At 67.9% G+C, this 24,581-nt stretch carries 24 protein-coding genes and 1 pseudogene; 8 read left to right on the top strand and 17 right to left on the bottom strand.

The window, feature by feature from the left end:
- Positions 1-26 precede the first annotated feature (26 nt).
- From CH339_RS02370 to CH339_RS02395, 6 genes and pseudogenes are all read right to left on the bottom strand, one after another.
- Positions 27-863, bottom strand: a complete 837-nt coding sequence (locus tag CH339_RS02370) for a sugar phosphate isomerase/epimerase family protein (protein WP_111432678.1) — start codon at positions 861-863, stop codon at positions 27-29.
- Positions 860-1,792: a hydroxymethylglutaryl-CoA lyase gene (locus CH339_RS02375; RefSeq protein WP_111432679.1), complete on the bottom strand. Its 933-nt coding sequence runs from the start codon at positions 1,790-1,792 to the stop codon at positions 860-862. The genes CH339_RS02370 and CH339_RS02375 overlap by 4 nt, the downstream gene beginning before the upstream one ends.
- Positions 1,792-3,065 (bottom strand): annotated as a pseudogene (locus CH339_RS25360) (TRAP transporter large permease). The gene CH339_RS02375 and the pseudogene CH339_RS25360 overlap by 1 nt, the downstream one beginning before the upstream one ends.
- 3 nt (positions 3,066-3,068) lie before the next feature.
- On the bottom strand, positions 3,069-3,614 hold the full coding sequence (locus CH339_RS02385) for a TRAP transporter small permease (protein WP_111432680.1): 546 nt from the start codon (positions 3,612-3,614) through the stop codon (positions 3,069-3,071).
- Between the two features lie 74 nt (positions 3,615-3,688).
- A complete protein-coding gene (locus CH339_RS02390; protein WP_111432681.1) occupies positions 3,689-4,702 on the bottom strand; it encodes a DctP family TRAP transporter solute-binding subunit in 1,014 nt (337 codons plus the stop codon).
- A 33-nt stretch (positions 4,703-4,735) separates the two neighbouring features.
- A complete protein-coding gene (locus CH339_RS02395) occupies positions 4,736-5,629 on the bottom strand; it encodes a shikimate dehydrogenase (protein WP_111432682.1) in 894 nt (297 codons plus the stop codon).
- A 105-nt stretch (positions 5,630-5,734) separates the two neighbouring features.
- Here CH339_RS02395 and CH339_RS02400 point away from each other — a divergent pair, with 105 nt between their 5' ends.
- From CH339_RS02400 to CH339_RS02425, 6 genes are all read left to right on the top strand, one after another.
- Positions 5,735-6,409: a TetR/AcrR family transcriptional regulator gene (locus CH339_RS02400; protein WP_111432683.1), complete on the top strand. Its 675-nt coding sequence runs from the start codon at positions 5,735-5,737 to the stop codon at positions 6,407-6,409.
- 195 nt (positions 6,410-6,604) lie between these two features.
- Positions 6,605-7,129 (top strand): SH3 domain-containing protein, encoded by a 525-nt coding sequence (locus tag CH339_RS02405; protein WP_111432684.1) that lies wholly within the window; start codon positions 6,605-6,607, stop codon positions 7,127-7,129.
- A 50-nt stretch (positions 7,130-7,179) separates the two neighbouring features.
- Positions 7,180-7,461: a cysteine rich repeat-containing protein gene (locus CH339_RS02410; protein WP_111432685.1), complete on the top strand. Its 282-nt coding sequence runs from the start codon at positions 7,180-7,182 to the stop codon at positions 7,459-7,461.
- Positions 7,462-7,504: 43 nt separating this feature from the next.
- Positions 7,505-8,860, top strand: a complete 1,356-nt coding sequence (locus CH339_RS02415; protein ID WP_170138373.1) for an efflux RND transporter periplasmic adaptor subunit — start codon at positions 7,505-7,507, stop codon at positions 8,858-8,860.
- Complete coding sequence (locus CH339_RS02420; protein WP_111432687.1) at positions 8,857-10,023, top strand: ABC transporter permease; 1,167 nt, start codon at positions 8,857-8,859, stop codon at positions 10,021-10,023. The genes CH339_RS02415 and CH339_RS02420 overlap by 4 nt, the downstream gene beginning before the upstream one ends.
- Positions 10,020-10,751 carry an ABC transporter ATP-binding protein gene (locus CH339_RS02425; RefSeq protein ID WP_111432688.1) on the top strand — a complete coding sequence of 244 codons (732 nt, stop codon included), beginning with the start codon at positions 10,020-10,022 and terminating at the stop codon, positions 10,749-10,751. Before CH339_RS02420 ends, CH339_RS02425 begins: the two co-directional genes overlap by 4 nt.
- A 10-nt stretch (positions 10,752-10,761) precedes the next feature.
- Here the strand turns inward: CH339_RS02425 and CH339_RS02430 are convergent, their stop codons facing one another.
- A complete protein-coding gene (locus CH339_RS02430) occupies positions 10,762-12,120 on the bottom strand; it encodes a HAMP domain-containing sensor histidine kinase (RefSeq protein ID WP_111432689.1) in 1,359 nt (452 codons plus the stop codon).
- Entirely contained in the window at positions 12,120-12,839 is a 720-nt protein-coding gene (locus CH339_RS02435) for a response regulator (protein ID WP_111432690.1), read from the bottom strand. The genes CH339_RS02430 and CH339_RS02435 overlap by 1 nt, the downstream gene beginning before the upstream one ends.
- A 196-nt stretch (positions 12,840-13,035) precedes the next feature.
- Here CH339_RS02435 and CH339_RS02440 point away from each other — a divergent pair, with 196 nt between their 5' ends.
- Together CH339_RS02440 and CH339_RS02445 are read left to right on the top strand one after the other, a co-directional pair.
- Entirely contained in the window at positions 13,036-13,347 is a 312-nt protein-coding gene (locus tag CH339_RS02440) for a hypothetical protein (RefSeq protein ID WP_244669089.1), read from the top strand.
- 17 nt (positions 13,348-13,364) lie between these two features.
- Positions 13,365-14,741, top strand: coding sequence for a cytochrome P450 (locus tag CH339_RS02445; RefSeq protein ID WP_111432691.1), 1,377 nt, complete (start codon positions 13,365-13,367; stop codon positions 14,739-14,741).
- A gap of 9 nt (positions 14,742-14,750) precedes the next feature.
- Here CH339_RS02445 and CH339_RS02450 read toward each other — a convergent pair whose 3' ends face one another.
- The 9 genes from CH339_RS02450 to CH339_RS02490 all read right to left on the bottom strand — a co-directional run bounded on the left by CH339_RS02450 (position 14,751) and on the right by CH339_RS02490 (position 24,516).
- Positions 14,751-15,506: a hypothetical protein gene (locus tag CH339_RS02450; protein WP_201240982.1), complete on the bottom strand. Its 756-nt coding sequence runs from the start codon at positions 15,504-15,506 to the stop codon at positions 14,751-14,753.
- A 179-nt stretch (positions 15,507-15,685) separates the two neighbouring features.
- Complete coding sequence (locus CH339_RS02455; RefSeq protein WP_111432693.1) at positions 15,686-16,603, bottom strand: RDD family protein; 918 nt, start codon at positions 16,601-16,603, stop codon at positions 15,686-15,688.
- Positions 16,600-17,598 carry a stage II sporulation protein M gene (locus tag CH339_RS02460; RefSeq protein ID WP_111432694.1) on the bottom strand — a complete coding sequence of 333 codons (999 nt, stop codon included), beginning with the start codon at positions 17,596-17,598 and terminating at the stop codon, positions 16,600-16,602. Before CH339_RS02460 ends, CH339_RS02455 begins: the two co-directional genes overlap by 4 nt.
- Positions 17,598-18,869 carry a DUF58 domain-containing protein gene (locus CH339_RS02465; RefSeq protein ID WP_201240981.1) on the bottom strand — a complete coding sequence of 424 codons (1,272 nt, stop codon included), beginning with the start codon at positions 18,867-18,869 and terminating at the stop codon, positions 17,598-17,600. The genes CH339_RS02460 and CH339_RS02465 overlap by 1 nt, the downstream gene beginning before the upstream one ends.
- A 23-nt stretch (positions 18,870-18,892) precedes the next feature.
- Positions 18,893-19,849 (bottom strand): AAA family ATPase, encoded by a 957-nt coding sequence (locus tag CH339_RS02470; RefSeq protein WP_111432695.1) that lies wholly within the window; start codon positions 19,847-19,849, stop codon positions 18,893-18,895.
- Complete coding sequence (locus CH339_RS02475) at positions 19,839-21,155, bottom strand: hypothetical protein (protein WP_111432696.1); 1,317 nt, start codon at positions 21,153-21,155, stop codon at positions 19,839-19,841. The genes CH339_RS02470 and CH339_RS02475 overlap by 11 nt, the downstream gene beginning before the upstream one ends.
- Complete coding sequence (locus CH339_RS02480) at positions 21,152-21,865, bottom strand: DUF4129 domain-containing protein (protein ID WP_111432697.1); 714 nt, start codon at positions 21,863-21,865, stop codon at positions 21,152-21,154. Before CH339_RS02480 ends, CH339_RS02475 begins: the two co-directional genes overlap by 4 nt.
- Before the next feature lie 174 nt (positions 21,866-22,039).
- Entirely contained in the window at positions 22,040-23,590 is a 1,551-nt protein-coding gene (bchE, locus tag CH339_RS02485) for a magnesium-protoporphyrin IX monomethyl ester anaerobic oxidative cyclase (protein WP_111432698.1), read from the bottom strand.
- A 113-nt stretch (positions 23,591-23,703) separates the two neighbouring features.
- Positions 23,704-24,516, bottom strand: a complete 813-nt coding sequence (locus CH339_RS02490; RefSeq protein WP_111432699.1) for a di-trans,poly-cis-decaprenylcistransferase — start codon at positions 24,514-24,516, stop codon at positions 23,704-23,706.
- Positions 24,517-24,581: the final 65 nt, after the last annotated feature.

A 24,581-nucleotide genomic window follows, 5' to 3' on the forward strand; every position in this document is an offset into this window, starting at 1 on the left:
GGTATCTCCTTGTGATCCTGTCGGCGTCAGACTGACTGCAGGGTCTCGGCCGGGTTCGCGTCGAACACCGATCGCGCCGCTTCGAGGCAGTTGCGGGCATGTTGCTCAAGCCCGAGTTCGGCAATCCGCTTGGCGTGGGGCAGTTCGATCGACAGCGGAAGGTCGGGAAAGAGGTAGTTGACCGCCCAGAAGTCGATCGCTCCCTCGCCCGGATAAAGGCGGGCGTCGCGGGCGGTCTGGATCATCTTCTCGCGGGTGAAGGCGAGGTCTTCCGCGTCACAGATATGCAGGAAGTTGATCCACTCCGGCGGCACTTTTTCCAGCGCCAGCAGCGGCGTCTTGTTGAAGTGCATGTAGAGCGTGTCGACCAGCATGCCCTGGTTTCGCCTGCCGGCGCGCTCGAGCACCTCCATCACTTCTTCCAGCGTCGTCAGCCGCGAGAAGGCGGGGAATTCCAGGTTCACCGTCAGCCCGAAGGGCGCGGCGAGGTCGCAGATCTCGGCAAAGGTCTCCACGATGTATTTGCGGTCGTTGCGCACGTCGGTCCAGGCCGAGCAGATGACCTGGCTGGCGCCGAGTTCCGCCCCGACCTCGAAGGAGCGCAGGAACTCGCGCGGCTGCAGGCCGCGCATGATGCGCATCAGCTCGATGTCGAAGCATTTGAGGCCCGTGTCGGCGAGCGCGCGCTTCGTCTCTTTGACGATCTGCGGGTCGGTCGGGTCGATGTCGGGCTCGCCGGCGACGCCGAGATGGAACAGCCGGTAGCTGACATAGTCGTAGCCGGTGCGCGCCGCCATGTAGGTCTGTTCCGGCGGTGTGACGCCCGGCACGGTCAGGTAGGACAACGAATAGGGATGGCTCATGCCCCCTCCTCCACCGCGCGCTCCCAGGGGGGAACGGGGACGTGGCTGACGCGGGCCGGCAGGGCGCGGCCGAACAACTCCTCCGCCTCGGCGACCAGCGGGCGTAGCGCCTGCCAGTCGATGCCGGTCCGAAGGCCGATCTGCTCGCAGGCAAAGGCCGCGTCCTCGGTGGCAATGTTGCCGGTCGCCTTGGGCACGAACGGGCAGCCGCCGAGCCCGCCGAGGGCAGCATCGATGACCCGAACCCCGGCCTCGATGCCGGCGATCATGTTGGCAAGGCCAAGCCCCCTCGTGTCATGCAAATGCAGCGACAGCGCCACCTCAGGCGCGATCTCGCCGCGAAGGCGCGTGCACAGCTCGAACACCTGGCGCGGATTGCCGAGGCCGGCCGTGTCGGCGACGTTGATCTCATTGACGCCGAGGTCCGAGAAGCGGCGGGCGATCTCAGAGACACGCTCCGGGTCGATGCGGCCCTCATAGCCGCAGCCGAAGGCGGACTGGATGCCGGCCCGCACGGCAATGCCCTCACCGAGCGCCTTTTCGATCACCGGCAGGATGCGCTCGATGCCGTCGTCGACGCTGCGGTTGGCGTTCTTTCGCGAATGGGTTTCCGAGGCCGAGACGGAGATCGACAGGTGCCGGACACCGACGGCCATGGCGCGGTCGAGCCCGGCCTTGTTGAGGACGAGCGCGGTGTAGACGACGCCCTCCTTCGGCACGATCCGCTCGAACAGCGCATCGGTGTCGGCCATCTGCGGCACGCGATCCGGATGGACGAACGAGCCGACCTGGATGCGCCGCACCCCGGCCGCCTCAAGGGCCGTCAGGAAGTGCAGCTTTTCCTCGATCGAGAGCTGCCGCTTTTCGACCTGCAGGCCGTCGCGCAGGAAGGTGTCCTCGATCAGGATATCGTCCGAAAAGTCGTACATCAGAACCCCAGGACGTGCGGAAGCCAGGTGACGGTCGCCGGCACGAAGGCGAGGATCAGGAGCACCAGCACCTCGACGAAGAAGAACGGTATGATCTGCCGGACGATCCGCGACATGCCGACATTCGCCACCCCTTCGGCGACGAACAGGCAGAGCCCGAGCGGCGGCGTGATCAGGCCGATCATAAGGTTGAAGATGACGAGGATGCCGAAATGGACCGGATCGATGCCCATGGAGACGGCGATCGGATGGAGGATCGGCACCAGCACCAGCATCGCCGCAATGCCTTCGAAGAAGAGGCCGACGAACAGGAACAGGAGGATGACGGCGAGCAGGAACATGGTCTGGCTGTCGACATTGCCGATGACCCAGTCGGTCAACATGTTCGGAACGCGGTTGTAGGTCAGTAGCCAGTTGGCGGCGGCGACGGCCGCGATGATGGCAAGGATCACCGCGCTGTCGCGCATGGCGTGCGCAAAGAGCCGCGGCAGCATCGACGGCTTGATCCGGCGGTAGACGAAGAGGCCGAGACCAGCGCATAGGCGACGGCAAAGCTCGCGGCCTCCGTCGGGGTGACGACGCCAAGCAGCATCGAGCCGACGACGAAGACGGGCATCAGGAGCGGCAGGACGCCGCCGAGAAGCGCCTCGCGCGTCGTCGGCCCCTCGTGCATGGCGTCAGCGGAGACCTCCTTCACCTTGACCCTCAGCGCGACATAGGCCGACAGGAAGAGGGCGAGCAGGAGGCCCGGAACGACACCGGCGAGGAACAGCACCGGCACGGAGACGCCGGAGACGATCAGCGCATAGATGATGACCGGGATCGAGGGCGGGATGATCGGCCCGATCACCGAGGAGGCGGCCGTCAGCGCGGCGGCGAAGGCGCGGTCGTAGCCGTTCTTTTCCATCTCCGGGATGAAGACGCGCCCGATCGCCGAAGTGTCGGCGACGGCCGAGCCCGAAAGGCCCGCAAAGATCACCGAGGCCCAGATGTTGACATGGGCAAGGCCGGCCGGAAACCGTCCGACGAGGATCTTGGCAAAGGCGATGATGCGGTGGGTGATGCCGCTTGCGTTCATCAGCTCGCCGGCGAGGATGAAGAGCGGAATGGCCAGCAGCGGGAAGGAATTCAGCCCCTTGAACATCTCGGTCGCGACGATGCGGATGTTGTAGGGGGGCTCGCCCGTCGCCATGAACCACAACAGGGCGGCAAGGATGGAAACGGCGATGGGCAGGCCGAGCAACAGACCGCCGAGGAGAATGGCATAGGACATCGCTCAGGCCGCCTGATCTTGAACGCCGGCGCGGATCTCCTGCAGCCGCGTCAGGAACCGGATGAAAGCGGCGAGCGCGAGAAGAACGCCGCCGGTGGCGACGGCTGATTGCCAGGTGCCGACGCGGCCGATCCATTCCAGCCACGAAAGGCCCGTGCTTTCGGCCAGCGCGCGGGCCGTGCCGATGAGGCCGGAGGCATCGATCTGCGGGCGCCGCGTGGCGAACAGGATGCCGGACCAGGCGAGCGCCGCGCCCGTCACCATCGTAACGATGTCCGTCGCGGCATAGAGCTTCTGCGTCCAGTCCTCCGGCAGGATGTCGGTAATGAGGGCGAAGCGGATGTGCCGGTCGTTGAGATAGGCCAGGCCGATGCCGAACATGACGCCGTAGATCATCAGGTAGATCGGCAGTTCCTCGCCCCATTCCAGGGAGCGGCCCGTGGTGTAGCGGCGCATCGAATTCACGAAGATGATGGCAAAGACGAGGAACATCATCAGGCCGGCCCCGAAGGCCAGGATGCGTTCGTAGAGCCGGCTGATACGTTTCATGGGCGCTCTGTTTCTCAAGGCATGCCGGGCAGGAGGGCAACGCGCAAGGCGCTGCCCTCCGCAGGGATAGTGGATTATTCGGTCGCGGCGGCGACGGCCTTGTCGAGGCGGTCGATCCATTCGGCGTCGTCACCGAGCTCGCCGGCGAGCCATTCCTTGACGGCCGGCTGGGCGGCGTCGCGGAACTGGGCGAGTTCCTCGGCGGTCGGCGAATAGACCTGCATGCCCTCGGCCTGCACGGCGTTGACGCCGAGCGCGGTCGAGAACTGCTGGATCGAGCGGCCCATATTGCCGGCGACGATGGCCGCCTTCTGGACCACTTCCTGCTCCGCCGGGCTCAGCGACTGGAAGAACTCGTCGGAGATCAGCAGGAAGTCGGCGCCGTAGACGTGGCCGTCGAGGGTCATGTATTTCTGCAGCTTGTGCAGGCCGTTGTTGTAGATGACGCCGACCGGGTTCTCCTGGCCGTCGACGACACCGGTCGTCAGGGCGTTGGGAAGCTCGGTCCAGGCGATCGGGGTCGGCTCGCCGCCGAGGCCCTTGACCATCTCGATGTAGAGCGGGATCGGCTGCACGCGGAACTTCAGGCCCTTCATGTCGGCCGGGGTACGGATCTCACGCACGCCGTTGGTGAAGTTGCGGAAGCCGGTCTCGCCATAGGCGAGGGTCCTGAGGCCGGTCTTTTCCAGGCAATGCTCGGCGAGCGCGGCGCCGAATTCGCCGTCGAGCACCTTCCAGGCGACGGGCGCGGAGGGGAAGGTGTAGGGGATGTCGAGCACGGAGGCCGCCGGGCAGACCTTGGACATGGCGCCGGAGACCATCACCACCTGGGTGATGCCGTCCTGGGCCTGGCCGACCAGTTCGTCCTCGTTGCCGAGCGCGCCGGCCGGGAACAGCTCGACCGTCAGGTCGGTCTCGCCCTCGACGATGTTCTTGAAGATCTCGGCCGCGGCACCCTTCTTGGAATTCTGCCAGTCGGCCGGGTCGACATGTGCAAAGCGGATGGTCTGCGCGTTGGCGACCGCCATCCCCAGCCCCATCGCCAGTGCGGCGATGGCCGATAGTGTCGTGGTGGTGGTGAAACGCATGGTCTTTCCTCCCTGTTGCGTTGCGTCAGTGTCTTATTCTTCGGCGCCGGCCATTAACCGGGATGCCCTGGCGAATGCCTCGCGCATCGCCCGCCGGTCCGGCTTTTCGCCCGTGAACAGTTCGAAGGCGCGCACGGCCTGCCAGAGCGCCATGCCGCCGCCGCCCATGACCCGGCAGCCGCGTGCCCGGGCGGTTGCGAGGAACTCGGTCTCGATGGGGAAATAGACGACGTCGACGACCCAGGCATCGGCCGGGATCGCCGCCGCGGGCAGCGGCATGCCGGGCATCTTCTGCATGCCGACGGGCGAGGCGTTGACGACGCCGTCGCAGCCCTCGGCCGCTTCGCCGGCATCCTCGACGACGACGATCTCGGCCCCCTTGCCGAGCTCCGCCATCTCGCGGGCGAGCAGCTCGGCCCTGGCGCGGTCGGGGTCGAAGAGGCGCAACTCGCCGACGCCCTCGCTCAGAAGACCGAAGGCCACGGCAGAGCCGGCGCCCCCGGCACCGAGCTGCAGGACGCGCGTCCGCGGCACATCCGGAAGTTCGTCGCGAAAGGCCTCGGTGAAGCCCCAGATGTCGGTGTTGTGGCCGAAGCGACGGCCGTCCCTGAGGACGACCGTGTTGACGGCACCGACGGCGCGGGCATTTTCCGACAGCTCATCGAGGAACGGCAGGACCGCCTGTTTGCAGGGATAGGTGACGTTGAGGCCGTCAAAGCCCATCCAGTCCGCCAGCTCCAGCAGTTCCTGCAGGGGCAGGTCCGGCCCGAGGTCGAGATCGAGGCGGCGATAGACGAGCGAGAAACCCGCCGCCAGAGCGGCAGCCTCGTGCATGGCGGGCGTTCTCGATTCCGCGATCCCAGCGCCAATTAAACCGATGAGCACCGAGCCGCGCCCGGCGCTCCGATCATCCGGCAACCGCAACATGTATCCTCCCTAGTACCGATGACATTGGACCGTACGGTTAAAAGAGTCAATTGCTTTGGGCCGGCCGGTTCATTACCCTGACGTCAAGCAGGGAATTCGAGATCGATGAGCGACATAGAGGCAGTAGACGAGGTTCCGGACGCAGAGCCGAAGCGGCGCTGGAAGCAGGATCCGGAAGCCGTCCGGGCCAACATCCTGGCGGCCGCGGCCGAGGAATTCGCCGAGCACGGCCTGACCGGCGCGCGGGTCAGCGAGATCGCGGCGCGTACGCGCACCTCGAAACGGATGATCTATTACTATTTCGAGGACAAGGAGACGCTCTACCGGCGGGTCCTGGAAGAGGCCTATCGCAAGGTCCGCGGCGAGGAATCCAGCCTCGACCTTTCTTCGCTGGCGCCGCTCGATGCGCTGCGCAAGCTGGTGGAATTCACCTTCGACCACCACCGCGCCAATGAGAGCTTCATCCGCCTGGTGATGGTCGAGAACGTCCACAAGGGCCGGCACCTGGCGACGTCGGACCTGATCGCGCGGGTCAATGCCAGCGCCATCGAACGCGTCCACGAGATCTGCGCGCGCGGCCAGGAGGACGGCAGTATCCGGGCGAGCGTGACGCCGCTGGAGCTGCACTGGATGATATCGGCGCTCTGCTTCTTCAACGTCTCGAACCGGCCGAGCTTCGGCATCAGCTTCGGCGAACACCTGTTCGATCCTGAGAACGAGGAGCGCCTGCGCGCCCTCACCATCGAGGCCGTCCTGTCCGTGGCGCGGCCGCCAAGGTAGGGCGGCGGATACTTGCGGGCGGCCACCCTCCCCTTCGCCCGTTACAGTCCCGATACAATTTGCTCCACAGCGTTACGCAGCCGCCAAACGGCGGCTAAGCGGCGGGTCTATCTCTCCTTGCAACACGACAAGCCGGTGGCGGGCCTGCGCCTTGCCCCGGCCCGTATTGCCAGGACATTTTGAGGACCCGATCCCATGAAACGTACCGCCCTTGCCGCCCTCGGCCTCGGCCTCGTCGCGGCCCTTGCCGCCTCAAGCGGAATGGCCACCGCCGCCACGCGATCCGTCGCCACCGGCGACGTCAACCTACGCGCCGGGCCGGGCACCTCCTATCCCGTCGTCCGGGTCGTGCCGCGCGGCGCGTCCGTCGCCACCCATGGCTGTCTGAAGGACTATTCCTGGTGCGACGTCAGCTACGCCAGGGCGCGCGGCTGGGTGTCGGCCCGCTACCTGACCACCGTCGTCGCCGGCGCCCGGGTCGTCGTCTCGCCGCGCGTCGCCGTACCGGTGGTGACCTTCGGCCCGGCCTACTGGAACCGCTACTACGCCGCCTATCCCTGGTACCGACGTGGCCCAGCCTATTATGGCCCGGCCAATCGCGGCCCCGCGCCGCGCTATTACCGCGGACCGCGCCCCTGCGCCGGCGGCTGCAGCGGAGCGCGCGTCGTCACCGGCCCTGCCGGGCGCACCCGCGTCAGGCGCTGGCACGTCAATCCCTGACCGGCCGACGGACGGCCGCCCCCCAATCACCACCTCCCGAGGACCCTGCAATGATGAACCACGCCATGACCTCCCGGATTTCCACCCTCACCGGCCTTTGCCTGCTCGCCACGGCGAGCCTTCCGGCGCGCGCCGCCGAGCCCCAGACGCTGCCGAACAACATTTCCTGGGCCGAGGTCCGGCAGGCCGCAAAACTGTGCGAGGGCGACATCGAGACCCATTGCAGCGGCGTCAAGCGCGGCGACGGCCGCATCGCCGCGTGCCTGCGGGGACACGGCGACAAGCTGACGGAGCCCTGCCGGACCAAGCTCGTCGAACTCCTCGGGCGTTAGGAGGCAGGTCGCGGCCATCCCGCCGATGCCTGGGGATACAGCCATGCTGGACGATACGACCATCGGGCGAGAGCCGACCGCGACCGGCTTCGACGATGCTCTGCTTTCGTCGCCCGATGCCGCTGCCGGAGCGGCGGCCCGGACGGACGCGAGACCGGCGCCGCGCCAGGGCGATGCCGGGGCCGGCGACCACGGCGCGGGTGCGCCGGCGGCACCGCGTCTGGCCAAGACCCGGCCAGCCTCCCGCCCGCGGCGGCGCGGGCGCGCGTTTGCCCTTTTCCTCCTCGTCTGTCTTACCGCCGTTTGCGCCCTCCTCGGCGTCAGATACGGCGTGCCGCGCAAGGCCGTGGGCCTTAGCGTTGCCCGCGGCACGATGGTGGTCCAACGCAACGGGCCGGGCACCCTCGATGCGATCAACCGCAGCGCCGTCAGCGCGCGGGTGCAGGGACGGCTGACCGCGATCCCGGTCGACCTCAACGACCGGGTGGCGGCGGGCGACGTCGTTGCCGAAATCGCCTCGGACGACCTCAAAAGCCAGCTCCGGGCGACCGTCGCGTCCCATGAGGCGGCACGGGTCGCCGTGCTCAAGGCGAAGGCCGAGGAGGAGCAGCGCCGGGCCGAGGTCGCCAACGCCGAGACGACGTTCCGGCGCCAGGCGAAACTGGTCGAAAAGGGCGCCACCTCGCAGGCCGGCTACGACGAAGCGGAGGCGGCCATGCGCACCGCGCGGGCGCGCCTTGCCGCGGCCGAGGCAGCCGTCGGCCAGGCCGAGGCACAGCAGCGCTCGGCGGCGGCAACGGTCGAACACGACCGCGCCCGGCTCGATGAGACGACGGTGCGATCCCTGTTTGACGGTGTCGTCGTCGCCCGCCAGCAGAATATCGGCGACCTGGCGACGCCCGGTTCGCCGATCGTGGAAATCGTCGATCCGGCGACGATCGTGCTGAAGGCCCGGTTCGACGAGAGCGCGATCGCTTCCGTAAAGCCGGGGCAGAAGGCCGATCTCAGCTTCGTGTCGCAGCCGGGTCGGATCATTCCCGGCCATGTGCTGCGCATCAGCCGTCAGGTCGACGCCGAAACGCGGGAGTTCACCGTCGACATCGTGCCGGAGGACCTGCCCCGCAACTGGGCCATCGGCCAGCGCGGCACGGCGGTCATCGCCATTGCGGTGAAGTCCGACGTGATCTCGGTGCCGAGCCGCCACATCCTGCGGCGGCGGGGCGAGGCCGGGGTGTGGACGGTCGCCGGCGGCCGCGCAAGCTGGGTTCCGGTCGAACTCGGCGAGATCGGCGGCGACCTCGTGGAGATCCGCGCCGGGCTCCGGGACGGCGACATCGTGCTCTCCCGCGGCCGGATCTTCCAGGGCATGCGGGTGCGCGGCATCGGCGGCGCCCCATGAACCTTGCACTGAAAGACATCCGCTTCGGCCTCGGCCGGTTCCTCCTGACCGTCGTCGGCGTCGGCTTCCTGATCACGGCCTCGGTCGGCATGGTCGGGCTCTACCGGGGCATCGTCGACGACGCCCTCCTGATCATCGACAGGATCGGCGCGGACCTTTGGGTCGTCCAGGGCGGGCGGGCCGGCCCGTTCGCGGAGGGCTCGGCCATCTCCTCGACGATGGACCGGCGCGTCGAAGGGCTGCCGGGCGTCGACCGGGTGCGGCGCTATGTGCAGTCGAGCCAGCAGTTCGAATTCGCGGGGCGCCTGCGGCGCGCCACCGTCACCGGCCTCGACTACCCGGCGGATGGCGGAGGGTGGCTCCCGCTGATCCGCGGCCGGCACCTTGCCAGCGGCCACTTCGAGGCGATCGCCGATGTCAGCCTCGACGTCGCGCAGGGCGACCGGATCCGCCTCGGCCAGGACGACTACACAATTGTCGGCATCACCAGCGGCATGGTCGACATGCAGGGCGACAGCCTCCTTTTCGTCACCGTCAGCGACGCCATGGCGATCGCCCGGCGGCGGACCAGCGAGGAGGTCCTGCTGGCACGGGCGAGTTCCGGACGGGTTCCGGCGGAGGCCGGCACCGGCACCAGTTCGGTGGAACAGGAGAGCAAGATCGCCGCCGTGCTGACCACGCTCTCGCCCGCGGCCGACGCCGACAGGATCGAGGCCACCATCGAAGGCTGGGGGGATGCGAATGTGCTCAGTCGCGCCGACCAGCACGACCTTCTCCTGAACCAGCGCCTGTGGCGGCTGAGGATCCAGATCCTCGCCTTCACCGTGGTGCTGCTCGCGGTGATGGCGATCGTCATCTCCCTGATCATCTACACCATGACCATCGAAAAGCTGCACCAGATCGCCATGCTGAAGCTGATCGGCGCGCGCAATTCCGTGATCGTCGGCATGATCGCACAGCAGGCCGGGCTCGTCGGCAGCGGCGGTTTCGTCTTCGGCGTCGGCATGGCCTATGTCATCTTCCCGTTCTTCCCGCGCCGGGTTGTCATCGACCTGCCCGATCTGGCCCTCCTCTTCCTCGCCGTTGCCGCGATCTCCGCATTCGCCAGCGTCGTCGGCATAAGGCGGGCCATGAAGGTCCGGGCACAGGAGGTGCTGTCATGAGCCGCGACCCGGTCCTCTGCGTCCGCGATGCGGCCAAGCACTACCGGAGCGGCGATACCATCGTCCGGGCGCTCGACGGCGTCTCGCTGCACGTGGCGCCCGGCGAGCTGATCGGCATCACCGGCCCGAGCGGTTCCGGAAAGAGCACGCTGCTGCTGATCGCCGGGCTGCTGGAGCCGCCGACCCGCGGCGAGGTCCGGATCAACGGGCAACCGGTCGCGCAGCCGGACGCCGAACTCGACCATCTGCGGGACTTCCGGCGCCGCAATATCGGCTTCGTCTTCCAGAAGGCGAACCTCATCCCGTTCCTGACCGCTGCGGAAAATGTCGCGCTGGCGCTGGAGATCGATGACGTCCCGGTGCGGGAGGCGCACCGCCATGCCGTCGATCTGCTTGAGGGCCTGGCGCTCGGCCATCGTGTCGACAACCGGCCGGCGCGGCTGTCGGGCGGCGAGCAGCAGCGCGTCGCCATCGCCCGGGCGATCGCCAACGACCCTCCCCTCCTCCTTGCCGACGAGCCGACCGCCGCCCTCGACAGCGTGCGGGGACGCCAGGTGATGGAACTCTTCCGGGAGATCGCCAGCGAGCGCCAGGCCGGCGTGCTGGTGGTCACCCACGATCCGCGCTCGCTCGACCTGTTCGACCGGACGATCGAATTCGCGGACGGGCGCATCGTCGCCGAAACCACATCGAGACAAGCACCTGCAGAAACTGTTGCGGCGCAATGACCGCAGCCGCTCAGTCCCGGGCGGCAGCTTCGAACAGCGGCAGGGTCACCGTGAACCGCGCGCCGCCGGTCGGCGCGTTGCCGAGGGCGAGCGTGCCGCCATGGGCCTCGACGAGGCTGCGCACCACGGTGAGGCCGAGGCCGGCGCCGCCCGTTGCCCTGTTGCGCGAGGCTTCTGCGCGCACGAAGGGTTCGGTCACGATGGCCTTGACGTCGTCGGGAATGCCGGAGCCTTCGTCATCGACCGTGAGGACCGCGTCCGCCAGCCCGACGTCGAGCGCGACGTGGGCGACGTAGCCGTATTTCAGGGCGTTGTCGACGAGGTTGAAGACGATGCGCCGGAGCGCCAGTCGGTCGCCGAGCACGGTCGCGCTCCGCCCCGGCGGACCGATCACCAGGTCGGCCATGGCACCGACGTCGCGGCGATCCTCGATTTCGGCGGCCAGCAGCTCGTCGAACTCGACCAGTTCCTGCTGCATCTCGCCGGCCCCGGCCCGAATTGCGAGCAGCGCGTCGTCGAGGAGATGCATCATGTCGGCGATGTCCTGGATGGCGCGGTCCCGCTCCGGCCCCTCCGGCAGGCGGTCGAGCCTGAGGCGCAGCCGGGTGGCGAAGGTCCTGACATCGTGCGAGATGCCGCCGAGCATGGCCATGCGCGCCCGCATGAGCTGGGACAGGCGCGTCTGCAGCCGGTTGAAGGCATCGACCAGCGAGCGGATCTCCGGTGCCGACCTTTTCGGCGGCGGAAACAGCGCCGGCTCGCCGGCAAGGTCGATGCGGTCAGCCGCCGCCGCCAGCCGCCGTAGCGGCCGCGTCTCGCGGTGCATGACGATGAGGGCAAGGAGCGCCAGCACCGTGCCGAGGAGGCCGGCGCCGAAGCCGACCGGCAGGCCGAGCCGCGAGCGCACGGTGGTGTTTTTTGTGTCGATGACCAACACCTTGCCGCCAGCAAGCGCGACGCGGAACTGCAAGGCGTTGACGGCGCTGCCGAGCGCCCGCGGAAAGCGCTTTTGGACGTCCTGGGGCACGGCCGCGATGACGACCGGCCGGTCCCCGAACGCGGTCAGGTAGCGCGCGTGCAGCTTTTCGCCGATCTCGCGGCTCGCCTCCGGCACGGCCTCAAGGGTGTTGCCGGGCGCAAGGTGCGCCTTCAGTGACTTGGAGGAAAGGCTTTCCAGGAGCAGCGGTCGGTTCTTGTCCGGCGTCTCCTCGACGAGCCGCACGATCGCCGCAAGCCGTTCCGGCGCGGGAAAGGCATCGCCGTCGCTGTCTGTGCCGAGATAGTAGAGAGCGATGGCGATCAGCCACACCGTCAGCAGTACGACGATGACGAGGACGCTGAGGCGGGCGGCGAGGCTGAGGCGCAACATCAGGACACCGGCGTCACGGGTGCCGTGAACAGATAGCCGCCATTGCGGATGGTGGTGATCAGGTTGGCGCCGGGCCGGGCCGCCTCCAGCTTCCTGCGCAGCCGGGAGACGGTCATGTCCACCGTACGGTCGAACGGATCGGCCTCGCGGCCACGCGTCCAGTCGAGGATCTGGTCGCGGGTCAGCACCCGGCGCGGCCGCTGCACGAAACAGGACAGCAGTTCGAACTCGCCGCTGGTGAGCGAGACCATCTCGCCGTCGCCCAAGGTGAGTTCGCGCGCGTCGATGTCGATCAGGAAATCCGCAAAGGCAAAGCGCCTGGACGGCGGCTGCAGCGACGGCAGGGTCTGCCCGCGACGCAGGATGACCCGGACGCGGGCGACGAGTTCGCGCGGGCCGAAGGGCTTCACCAGATAATCGTCGGCGCCCATCTCAAGGCCCAGCACCCGATCGATCTCGTCGCTCCTTGCGGTCAGCATGAGGATCGGCAGCGTATCGCGCGCCCGCAGGCGGCGACAGAAGGACAGGCCGTCCTCGCCCGGCAGCATGAGATCGAGAATGATGAGGTCCGGGCGCGTGCGCTGGAGGACCGCATCGGCGGCCGCGGCGTCCTTCGCCTCGTCCACGGCAAAGCCTTCCCTGGCCATCAGCTCGGCCACGAGCTGGCGAATGTCGGGATCGTCCTCGACGATCAGGATCTTTGCGGCGTGTGTCGTCATGGCCCTAATTTCGGCCAATAGGGCGTCACTCTCAAGCGGATAATCCCGCTGTTACAAAGCGTTACGCGGCGGTGACCAAACGACGACAAACGATACGGCCGGGTCATGCCGTGCTGACAATAGCGCCCCAGTCTCCAACCCCATCGGCGGTGCATCCCGCGCCGTTCGCATCAGACGAAGACTGGAGACCGGAGCCATGAAAAAGATCCTGACGATGTCGACCGTTGCCGTCGCCCTCGGCATGAGCCTTGCCGCCGCCGACGCCAACGCCTGGGAGCGCCACGGCACGGCGAGCGGATGGCGCGGCACCGCCCGCGTCGACGCCCAAGGCGGTTGCTACAACGGCACCTGCTCGCGCAACATCACCCGTTACGGCCCCTATGGCGGATCGATGCACCGCAGCGGCAGCGTCACCTGCAACCCCAACACCCAGAGCTGCACCGGCCATCGCACGACGACCGGCCCCAATGGCGGGACCGTCACGCGCCACGGCACCGTCTACCGCTGATCGCGGGGGTAACCGCCATGGACGATGTCCACGGGCGATCGCCGGTGCGGCCCGCAGCACCGGTGCCGCCGACACGCAATCTGCGGTTGCTGTCCGCGCTGCGGGCGCTGCGGGCGAACCCGATCACGCTGTTTCCGCGCCAGGCCTATGTGGAGCCGGTCCTCGCCCTCGGGCGGGGCCGGCGCTCCATCCTGCTCGTCAACGATCCCTGCACCATCGGCCACGTCCTCGTCGACAACGCCGGCAACTACGTCAAGAGCCGGCTGCAGCAGGACGTGCTTGCACCGGGCCTCGGCGAAGGCCTTCTGACGGCGGAGGGCGCGCGATGGCAGGCGACGCGCCGCATCACGGCGCCCCTGTTCAGCCCGCGCGCCGTTGCCACCCTGCTGGAGGACATGCGGTCATGCGCCCTTGCCATGCGGGACCGCTGGCTCGCCCGGCCGCAGCCCGGGGAGACGGTCGATCTTGCCGCCGAATTCCAGCGCCTGACCTATGAGGTCGTCTCGCGAACACTGTTCTCCGGCGCCCTCGATGCCGACCGCGCAGGGGTGCATGCGGAGATGGCGGTCTATTTCGACAGTATCGGCCGCCTCGATCTTTCCGGGGTGCTCGGACTGCCCGGCTGGTGGCCGAGACCGGCGCACCATCGGGCCGCGCCGGCAATCCGCTCGCTCCGGCAGCAGATCAAGGCGGCGGTTTCTGCCCGTCTCGGCGACGAGGAGCACGAGCGGGAGGACCTGCTGGAGCGGCTTTCGCGCGCCGCCGATCCCGCAACCGGGCAAATGCTTTCCGCCGGGCAGGTCGTCGACAACGTCCTCACCTTCCTTGCCGCCGGCCACGAGACGACGGCCAACGCGCTTAGCTGGATCGCCTATCTCCTCAGCCTCGATCCGGCGGCCGAGGCGGCGGTCGTTGACGAGATCGCGGCGTGCGCACCGATGGGCATTGCGGACGCAAGGGCGCTCGACCGGCTCTCCTTCACCCGCGCCGTCATCAACGAGGCGCTGCGGCTCTATCCGCCGGCGCCGTTCATCGGCCGCGAGGCGATCGAGGACGACCGGATCTGCGGCCGGGAGATCCGGCCGGGTGCCCAGATCCTGATTGCGCCCTGGGTCGTTCATCGCCACCGCGCGCACTGGTCCGAGCCGGACATGTTCCGGCCGCAACGCTTCCTGGATGACTGTGGCGACCGGCGGCGACCGTTCCTGCCCTTCGGGCTCGGTCCGCGGATCTGCATCGGCCAGCGCTTCGCAATGCAGGAGATGCTGATCGTGCTCTCCGCGATCCTGCCGGCGTTCCGCTTCGAGCCTGTCGATCCGGACCGGGTCTTCCCTCTCGCCCGCGTGACGCTCTCACCGGCCGGCGGCCTGCCGGTCCGGCTCGTCCCGCGATAGGCCGGCGGATCAATCGAAAACCGATGCGATCTCGTCGACGCTGATGCCTTCCTTGATCGCGCGCAGGCGGGCGTAGATCAGGGCGATGACGATGCCGCCAAGACCGGTAACGAAAGCGGTCATGACGGAGAAAATGCCGGCGGCGACGACCATGCTGCCGCCGATCAAGGCGATGATGCCGCCGCCTGCGAGACTGATGAGGACCAGGCAAATACCAATCAGGATCAGGGTTCCGACAATCGGCCAGCGATATCCCTTGGTCAACCGAACGCTGCGGCCGAGGCCGCCGAACCCGGCCCTTTCGATGACCACTGCGGGTGCCATGACTGAGAACACGGCGTAGACCCAGAGGCCCGGTACAAGCAGTGCCATCGCGGCAATCCCGGCGAGGACGCCTGCAACGATGCTCAGGATTGCGATCGGCACCGCCGCACTGAAGGCGCGAGAGACGTACTCGCCCATGCGCAGCGGGCGCTTGAGCTTTGCGTCATAGGCCAGTTGCACCAGAAGGCCGGTCGTCACGGCATAGACCACCTGGCTGATCAATGTCTGCAGGACGAAAGCCAATCCGCTGCCGGCGCCTGACAAATCCGGATCGGCCAGGCCGAGGGCGACGTTCCATCCGACCAGCGCGGCGGAGATGGCAAGCCCGATCACCGTGGGGATGAGGGCCATGGCGATTACGGCAGGAAATTTGCCAAACAGAATCGAAAAACTGTCGCCGATGATCTTGCCGACCCCCAGCGCCGCCCTGGGCTGGTCCATGGATATATCCGTCATGACAAATCCTTTTCTAAAATGCCTTATCGGTTCAATCGCGCACCCCGTGCCGGCGCGCGAGGAAGCGACCGCACACCCCGAACCAAGGAAAGCCCGCCTCCCTTGCGCGCGCAACCCTTTTTGGCGCTTCGGCACGGCTCAGTCAGGCGGCTGTGGCAAAAGCCTCACTCGTCCTCGGTCGATGCGGCGAAATGCTTGTCCTTGCGCCGGTCGCCGAAAAGCTGGCGCTGCTCCAGGTGCTGGCGCTGGGCGTTGTAGAACGCGCGCAGGAACTCCCGGTGCTCGGCCGGCGGGACCGGGTCGGCATGGCCGATCTTGTGCTGGATCTTGTCGACGATCGCGGCGAGCGTCGCCCGGCGATTGGCGTATTCGGACTGCGCGACGGATCGTTCCTCCACCCTCAGAAACCTCTCAAGGGTCTGCAGCTCGAACGCCCCGTAGTGGTCGAGCTGGTGCGGCAGGAACGTGAACCTCTCCGCGCTTGCCGCTCCGGTTGGGGCCTCTGCCGCAAGGTCCTTCAGGAGGATCGGCTCCGGCAGGTGGATCACATGCGTGCCCGCAATCATGTCGCCGAGCCGCATGCGGTAACGGTTCATGAGCGGGACCAGCAATGTGGCCAAGATCCAGGCAATGCCGAGCAGTGCCGGGATGGCCGCGTTGCCGTCCAGCGTCAGGAGCAGGGTGGCGGGCAGGAAGACCTCGGCCTCCTTCATCAGGTTGCGCGCGACGACCGCATGGGTCGTCAACGGGCCGCCGTCATGGGCGACCACCTTGATCCTCAGGAACCGCTTACCGAGCGTCTGGCCGTTCCAGATCAGTTCCGACACCACGTAATAGGGCACACGGATCAGGAAAAAGAACAGGACGCCGATGGCCAGCATGCTCTTGGGGTCCGTGGCTCTGAGGGCGATCAGCAACAGGAAGGCCGCCAGCGCTCCGACGAAGGTGATGAGCACGTCCGCGATCTGGGCCCCGAAGCGGACGCCAAGGCCGGCTACCGGAAGCTTCAGCGGCACGCCCTCCGGCGGCATGATCTCGTCGGCCGGCAGCCGCGTGTCCGGTTTGCGGGAGCGAAAGATCATCGCGGCGACCGTCCCGCCAGCACGGCCCAGGCCAGCCAGAGGAGGCCGACGCCCCAGCCGAGCGCAAAGCGCGTTGCCGGCTCCTGGACGAGTTGCCGGGCAAAGCCTTCCAGAAATGCCGCTACCAGCAACATGGAAGCCGCGACGATGGCTAGCTTGGCGGCGTCGCGGCCGGCGTGGCGCAGGGCGTCCCGGCGCGTCCGCTCGCCGGGAAAGAGGATCGCGGCGCCGAGCAGCAATCCCCCGGCGCAGGCAACGCAGATCGCCGACAGCTCCGTCACCCCGTGCACCGAAAGCCAGGCGGCCAGATCGATGCCGAGCCCGCGGTCGACATGGAGAGCAAAGAACGCGCCGAGCGACAGGCCGTTCTGGAATGTGAGCAGGATTGCCGGAAAGCACAGGAAAACGCCGAGGCCGAAGACCAGAAACGCAATCCGCGTGTTGTGGGAAAACAGAAAGGTCGCAAAGGCGCCGAGCCCCGATGTGTCGGGGTTCTGATCGTAAAGCACGGAGCGCAGGTACTCGGTGGTGGCTTCCGGTCCGCGCCCCCCGGCAAGGCCCGACGGCATGAAGACGTGATACCAGGCGGTGCTCTCCCGGTAGAGCAGGTAGCCCGCAAGCGCGCCGAGGCCCAGGCACAGATAGGCAATGAGGATGAACAGCCACGAGCGCCGCAACGCCTGAGGCCCGCTTTGCGCAAAGAACCGCCGTACGACGCCGCCGACACGTTCCTGCGGCGCGTAGACGCTGAGATAGGCCCGCGCCGTCAGCGCCTCCAGATAGTCGAGGAGCGCCTTGTCGAGCGAGATCTCGCGGGCGATGGCGAGCGCGGTCGTCGCCTGCCGGTAGAGCGCCGACAGGTCGCGGGCCGCGGCAAAGCTCATGCGCCGGATGCCGGACGTCTCGGCTTCGACGACCAGCCGTTCGAGCCGCTTCCAGTCCGCCTCGCGCTCCTTGCGGAACCGCGCCGAACGGATGAGATCGCCCTCATTCATCAGATCACCTCGCGCGCCTTGATGTCGAGGTAGGCCGAGATCAGCCGGGCCGTCACCTGGTCGGGCCTTGCATTGACGACCGTCACGCCGAGCCGGGCGAGCCGCTCGTGCACCAGGCGTCGCTCCGCGATCGACTGGCTCGCGGCGACGAGCGTCGCAACGCCGTTGAGGGTCTGCGGCGCCGCCTCGGCGAGGTCTTCGGTTTCCGGATCGCGCAGGGTCACGAAGATCAGCACGTGGCGCCTTGCCAGAATGCCGATGTTCTCGATCAACAGCTCGGCCGAGGTGGTATCGACGAAATCGGTGAAGATGATGATCAGGCTGCGCTTCGGCGTGCGCGCGTTGAGCTCGCTCAAGGCCAGCATGTGGTTGGTTTCGCGGCCGACATAGGTGAGGTCCGCCATCAGGCTGCGCAGCCGGGCAAAGGCGGCGCGGCCGGCCTGCGGCGCAACGAAGATGCGGGGCTGGATGTCGTAAGCATAGCAGCTCACCAGGTCGCCGCCGATGATCGCCGCCCATGCGGTGGCGAGGGCGGCGGTGACGGCGTGGTCGATCTTCGGCAGGCCCATGATCTCTTCGCGCATTAGAAAGCCGGTATCGAGCGCGACGACAACGTGGTGATTGCGCTCGGCCCTCAGTTCCTTGGCGACGAGCGCGCGCCGGCGGGCGGAGCGCTTCCAGTCGATGGTCTTGACGTCCATCCCTTGCACGAAGTCGCGGAGCTGGTGGAATTCGGAGCCCTCGCCGATCACCCGGTTCTCCTTGACGCCGTAAAGCGTGCTGGCGACGGTCGTGGTGATCGCGCCCGACTGGACGAGGCGGATGTTCGGCACCACCCGCACGCTCGCTCCGACGGAAAGCCGCGGCACGAATTCAAAGAGCTTCAGGCGCGAGGACCAGGAAAGCCACAAACGGTCGAACGACCAGACCCCGCGCCGGACCGCCCGGCAGGAAACCTTCGCCCGGGCCGCCCCGCCCTCGCCGGCCTCGAACGGGAACGCGCCGGGGCCGCTGACACCCTCCGGCCAATCGAGCCGGCCGCGCATGCCGTCCGGGGCATTGGCGACTTCGAGCTTCAGGTCCGCGGTCTCGCCGATGAATATCTCCGGGACGAGAGCGAACGTCACCTGCTTGCGCCGCGACCGCGAGAGCATGAGATCGGCGGCCGCGACAAGCGCGAGCAGCGCCCACGGCAGCAGCGCCCTCTCGCGCAGCACGCCGCCGAGGACCGACGCCACGACCGACAGGACCAGCGCCAGGGTTCCGGCCAACAACAGTCTGGGAGCGGGACGGATCAGCGCGGTGCCTCGATCTGGTTGAGGATGTTTTCAAGCACCTGGGCCGGGTGCCGGCCCTCGATCTCGGCGGTGGGGCCGAGCACGATGCGGTGGCGCAGCGCCGGCACGAACAGCCGCTTGACGTCGTCCGGGATCGCATAATCCCGCCCGCTCAGGGCCGCCAGGGCGCGCGCCGCGCCGGCCAGGGCATCCGCCGCGCGCGTCGAGGCGCCGAAGGCGATGTCGGCGCTTTCCCGCGTCGCGCGCACCAGCCTCAGGATATAGGCGAGGATGTCGTCGTCGAGGATGATGGCGTCGATCGCCGAGCGGATGGCCGCCAGCTCTCCGGCGCCCAGGACCTGATCCAGGCCGGCCGGCTCCGTCCCGACATCGATCGGCTGGGCGGCGTGCTGTTGCAGGATCGCCATTTCGACATCCTGCGGCGGGAAATCGATGACCAGCTTGAACAGGAACCGGTCGAGCTGTGCCTCCGGCAGCGGATAGGTGCCCTGCTGCTCGATCGGGTTCTGGGTGGCGACGACGATGAATTCCGAGCCGAGCGCATGGTCGGTGCCGTCGATGCTGACGATGCGCTCGTTCATGGCCTGCAGCAGCGCGGCCTGGGTCTTCGGCGGTGCCCGGTTGATCTCGTCGGCGAGCAGGATCTGGCTGAACACCGGTCCCTTGGTCAGCACGAAATCGTTTGTCTGGAAGTTGAAGATCGAGGTGCCGAGGACGTCGCCCGGCATCAGGTCCGGCGTGAACTGGATGCGCCCGAAGTCGAGATCGAGCGCGGCGGCAAAGGAGCGCGCCAGCAGCGTCTTGGCCGTGCCCGGCGGTCCCTCCAGCAATACGTGGCCTTGCGCGAACAGCGCCACCAGCAGGAGTTCGACGACGTCCTCCTGGCCGAGAACCACCTTGCCGATCTCGGCCCGCAAAGCCTCCGCCCGGTCGCGAAGCATGTCAGGTGTCATGCGTTATCTGCTCCAATATCCGTTCCAGTTCGTCGACATGTTGCATGGCTTCGTTGGCGCCGATCCGTTGCGGCAGCCTCTCGATTTCGGACAGCGCGGCGGCCAGCGGTTCGGCAAAATCCGGGTGCCGCCGGCGCAGGTATTGCAAGAACGCGTCGCTTCCCGCAATGCGATGGCCCTCGGCGGGACCGACCATGGCCGCCGCCGTCGCCGCGACCCGTGCCCTGGCATATTCCTTGACCATGGCGCCGTCCTGGTCGGCAAGGCGCATCAGGCGTGCCCGGGCCGCGATCGCCACGGTCTTGCTGGCGCCCGGGCCGAGCACGTCGGCCCGGACCGGACCGTTGCGCCGGGCCGCGCGCCACAGGAACAGGCCGAGCGTCAGCGCCGCGCCTACCCAGAGCAGCGTGAAGGGTGGCGAGAAGAAGCGCTTGAGGTCAGCCCATGTGCGTTCGCGCCGCGCGGTGTTGCGGGGCTCACGCAGCCAGTTGCTCAGGCTGTAGTCGATGAGGATGTTGCGGTCGCCGGCACGCTTGCGGAACAGGTCCCGGGCGATGAACGCGTTGTCACCGAGGCGCAGGCCGTGATTGTTGAAGACGTCGGGATCGGACAGGACGAGAACCCGGCGTTGTCCCTTGCCGCCGGCCAGCGGACAGTCGGCGAGCAGCATTGCGCCGGGGCGGCCGATCATCGGCTTGCAGCCCGGCGCGTCGAAGAGCTGGGCGGCATAGATCTCTGCCGTCAGGGACCTGCCCGCCCCGGTCCTGTAGGAAAAGGTGGTGAATGCCTCGCCCGAATAGGACAGCCGGGCCGCGGGGATCCCGGTCAGTTGCCGCAGCATTGCGTCCAGACGCCCGGCCTCGACCCGAAGCTCCGGATGGCCGACGTCTTCCAGCCGCATGGCGCTGCGCCATTTCGGCAGCGCGATCAGGGCATCGACCCGGCGCGCCTTGTCGCGGATGAGGTCGTAGGTGAGATCGTTCTCGTCCTGCTGAAAGAGCAATTCCTCGCTCGTTTCGGGCGTCGGGCGCACCTTGCCCGGCCGGGTGTCGTAGATCGGCAGGACGAGGAGGCCGATGGTGCTCTGGTCGATCTGCCAGCCGCCGGAAAAACCCTGTGCGCTGAGGCCCTCGGACGACAGCCACGCCTGCAGACCGTCAAACCCTGTGGTCGAATTGCGCAGCACCTGCTGGCGCATCGAGATCCCGTACCAGAGGATGCCGAGCACGATGAGGACGAAGCCCGCAATCAGCACCGTCTCGGTGCCCGGCCCCCTCACCCGGTCCCTGATCGCCGCATCGCTCATGGGCCGGTCGCTCCGAACAGCGGCCTGATCTCCTCAACCAGCGCGTCGAACTCGCCCTCGCTCACGTCGCGGCCGCCGAAATGCACGCGTTCGCTGGCAAGGACCAGCGCGCGGAGCGCGTCCAGATGGGCCTGACCGGCGGGAATGTGGCGCAAGGCGTCCCTCGCCGTCCAACTCCTCTGCGGCAGCACGCCATGGGCGCCGAGCACCCGCAACAGGGCAGATTGCGCCAGCAGCATCACGGCGCGGCGCCTGTCCTCGATCCGCAGCAACGCGTCCAGGGTACCCGGCACGGGCTCGCCCTCGGTTGCGTCACTGGCGCGCACCCGTCGGCGGGACCGCCCGGGATTGGCCATTTCCTGCCTCAGCGAGACGGAGATGCCGCCGCCATAGCGGACCAGCAGATAGGCAAGGGCGGCAAGGATGGACGCGGTGACGACGACGGTGACGATCCGCGGGGTGCCCCACTCCACGTCCGTCCAGTCCTCGGCCGGCGGCTCCGGCTGCCGGCTCGCGTCCAGCGGCGGAATTGGCCCGAGCGGGTCGTAGTAGACCGCCTCGGTGTCGACGCCCCGAAACCGCAGGGCCTTGAGATAGGCGGAGCCGGACTCCGTGACCTGCCGGCGCGGCTGCACCACCTCCTGCGCGGCGACACCGGACGCGAAAAACAAGACCGCGACAAAGAGGATGTGAACAACGCGCGGTCGCATCCCGAACTCCGATTGTGCAGGCGCCGGTCGGCCGAGATGAAGGTCGGACGGATCCCCGAGCGTCGCCCGGCCATGCCGTACGGCCGATGCCGCGTTATAGAACGCACCGCCGATCCCGAACAAGGCGCGGGCGAAAAGCGGGCCGCGGCGGATGCGCGGCCCGGCGCGATTTTCTCAAGGAAGCTGCGAAAGCCGAGGGGCCGGCACTTCCCGGGCCGAAAGCCTTTCCGGCCGCTCAAGGACCGGGCGTTCGGCGATTTGCCGTCCCGGCGCGTGTGTCCAGAAGGCGCGCAGCGATGGTCCGTCCCTGACGCGGCGCTCGCGGAAGAAGGAGAGGATCTCGTAGGGCCAGACGCGGCGGCCCATCGCGGTGTACCATCGCATCGCGTGCCGTCGCTCCCGATCCGGCTGCAGATAGGTGCGATAGAGCGCCCGCGGCCGGCACTGCAGGGCCGCTTCGATGAACTTCACCCAGACCAGGACCCGCCAGGGCGCCATGTTGCCGGTTGCCAGCACCTGGTGTTTGTAGTCCCAGCGGCGCCGGTCGGGCTGGATGGTGGTCCGGTCCGCCTCCTCGTCGAAATAGGGCGTCCAGCGATGCGGCGTCGCATAGAGGATCTGGACCTGATCGGGGTCATAGGCGAGCAACTGGCGCAACATGCGCCAATAGTCCCGGTCCGTTTCCTCCCTGAACCCGACGACCGAGGTCGCCATGGAAAGGATGCCGTGGCGGCGCAGCAGCCGGATGGCCTGGCGGTCGGTCGCCGTGGTCGAGCCCTTTTTGATGCGCTCAAGGGTGGCCGTATCGGTGTTTTCCAGCCCGAGCAGGAAGCGGATCACGCCGGCCTTGCGGTAGAGGTGCAGGATGTCGGCATCGCGGACGATGTCGCCCGCGCGGGTCGATCCGACGAGGATGAGGTCGACGTCCTCGTCGATGAGCGCTTCCAGGAACGCTTTCCAGGCGCGCCGCGACGAGGTCGGGTTTTCGTCGGCAAGGTTGATGACCTTTACCCCCTCCTCGCGGTGCAGGCGGGCCAGTTCCTTTGCAAAGGCGACCGGGTCACGGTGCCGCCAGCGGCGCCAGAAGAGGTTCTGGCCGCAATAAGTGCATTGGTGCGGACAGCCGCGCGAGAACTGGGCGACGACGGCCCGCATCCCGCCCCAATAGCTGTACCGGGCGTGGTCGATCAGCTCCCAGCCGATCCGGTAGTCGTCGAGAGTGCCGATCAGCGGCGCCGGTGCGGTGCGCACCGGCTGCCCGTCGCTGAGGAACGCCAGTCCGGGCAGATGGCCGAACGGCTGGCGTTCAGCCATCGCCCGGACCAGCCGGCGGGTGGTTTCCTCCCCCTCCCCGCAGACGATCGCCGTCACATGGGGTTCCGTGAGCAGGATTTCGCGCCAGTGGTAGGTCGGATAGACGCCGCCATAGACGATGGCGATGTCCGGGCGGGCCCTTGCGACCGCCGCCGCGACCTCGGCGATGACCGGGTGGCCGGAGGTCGAGCCGGAATGGCCGAACAGGACGATGTCGGGATCGAAATGGACCACCGCCTCGACGAGCGCCCGCGTCGGCGTCGGCGCAAGGTCGGCATCGATCAGGCGCACCTCGTGGCCGTCGTCGATCAGCGGGCCGCCGACGGCCAGGAGGCCCAGCGGCGGCAGATGATCGTCCGGGATGCGGCTGCCGATGGCCGGGTGCGGGACGTTGACGAGCAGGATGCGCATGGCGGAATTCCCGGAAACACGTGCGGGCATCGGCGCGTCGGCGACGGGGTTCCCGACCTCGCGAACCGCGAAGGTCCGCGCAGGCGTCGCCACTGGGGCGGGACACAGGCTCGTCATTCCGCACCTCCCGCCATCGCGTCCTGACCTGCTGGAAGGGCATAAGACCGCGACGGCCTGCGATCGCCAGTGCCGCGATGGCCGTGGGTGCAAGGATCGGTTTCGAGACACGGGTGCTCGGCGAGGCCGCCGAACCGGCGGTTGCGGCGGCGGAAGTCCCGCATCGCCGCGGCCAGTTCTTCGGCGCCGAAATCGGGCCACAGGCAGGGCGTGAAGTAGAGTTCGGCGTAGGCGCATTCCCACAGCAGGAAATCGGACAGGCGTTGCTCACCGCTGGTGCGGACGAGGAGGTCCACGTCCGGGCAGGACACGCCGCCCGTGACGTGCCTTGCGAAGGTCTCGGAGGTGAGCGGGGCGTCGCCGCTTGCGGACGCGGCCGCCTCAAGGATCGCGTGGCGGGCGGAGTAGTCGAGCGCGATCCGCAGGTACAGGCGCCGGCCGGCCCGGGTATCGGCTTCCAGCCCGGCGATCTCGTCCGCCAGGCCGTCCGGCAGCCGGTCGCGCCGGCCGATCACGGTCAAGCGGACACCGTTGTCGATGAGGTCCCGCCGCCGTGTCCGGAAATACTGGCGAAACAGCTCAAAGAGCGCATCGACCTCCGCCGCCGGTCTGCGCCAATTGTCCGACGAAAAGGCGTAGAGGGTCAGGGTTCCGATGTTGAGGTCCGGCGCGGCGCGGACGACGGCCTCCACGGCGTTGACGCCTTCGACATGGCCGTATTGCCGCGGCAGGCCCCGTTGCAGGGCCCAGCGGCCGTTGCCGTCCATGATGACGGCGACGTGGTCTCTTTTACGTAAATAACTTTGCATTGCAAAGCTCCCTTCCAAAAAAATACCCCGAACGCGGCGCGTCCGCGGTGAAGCGCGCCCCTTGC

It is taken from the genome of Rhodobium orientis, assembly GCF_003258835.1.
GTDB lineage: Bacteria > Pseudomonadota > Alphaproteobacteria > Rhizobiales > Rhodobiaceae > Rhodobium > Rhodobium orientis.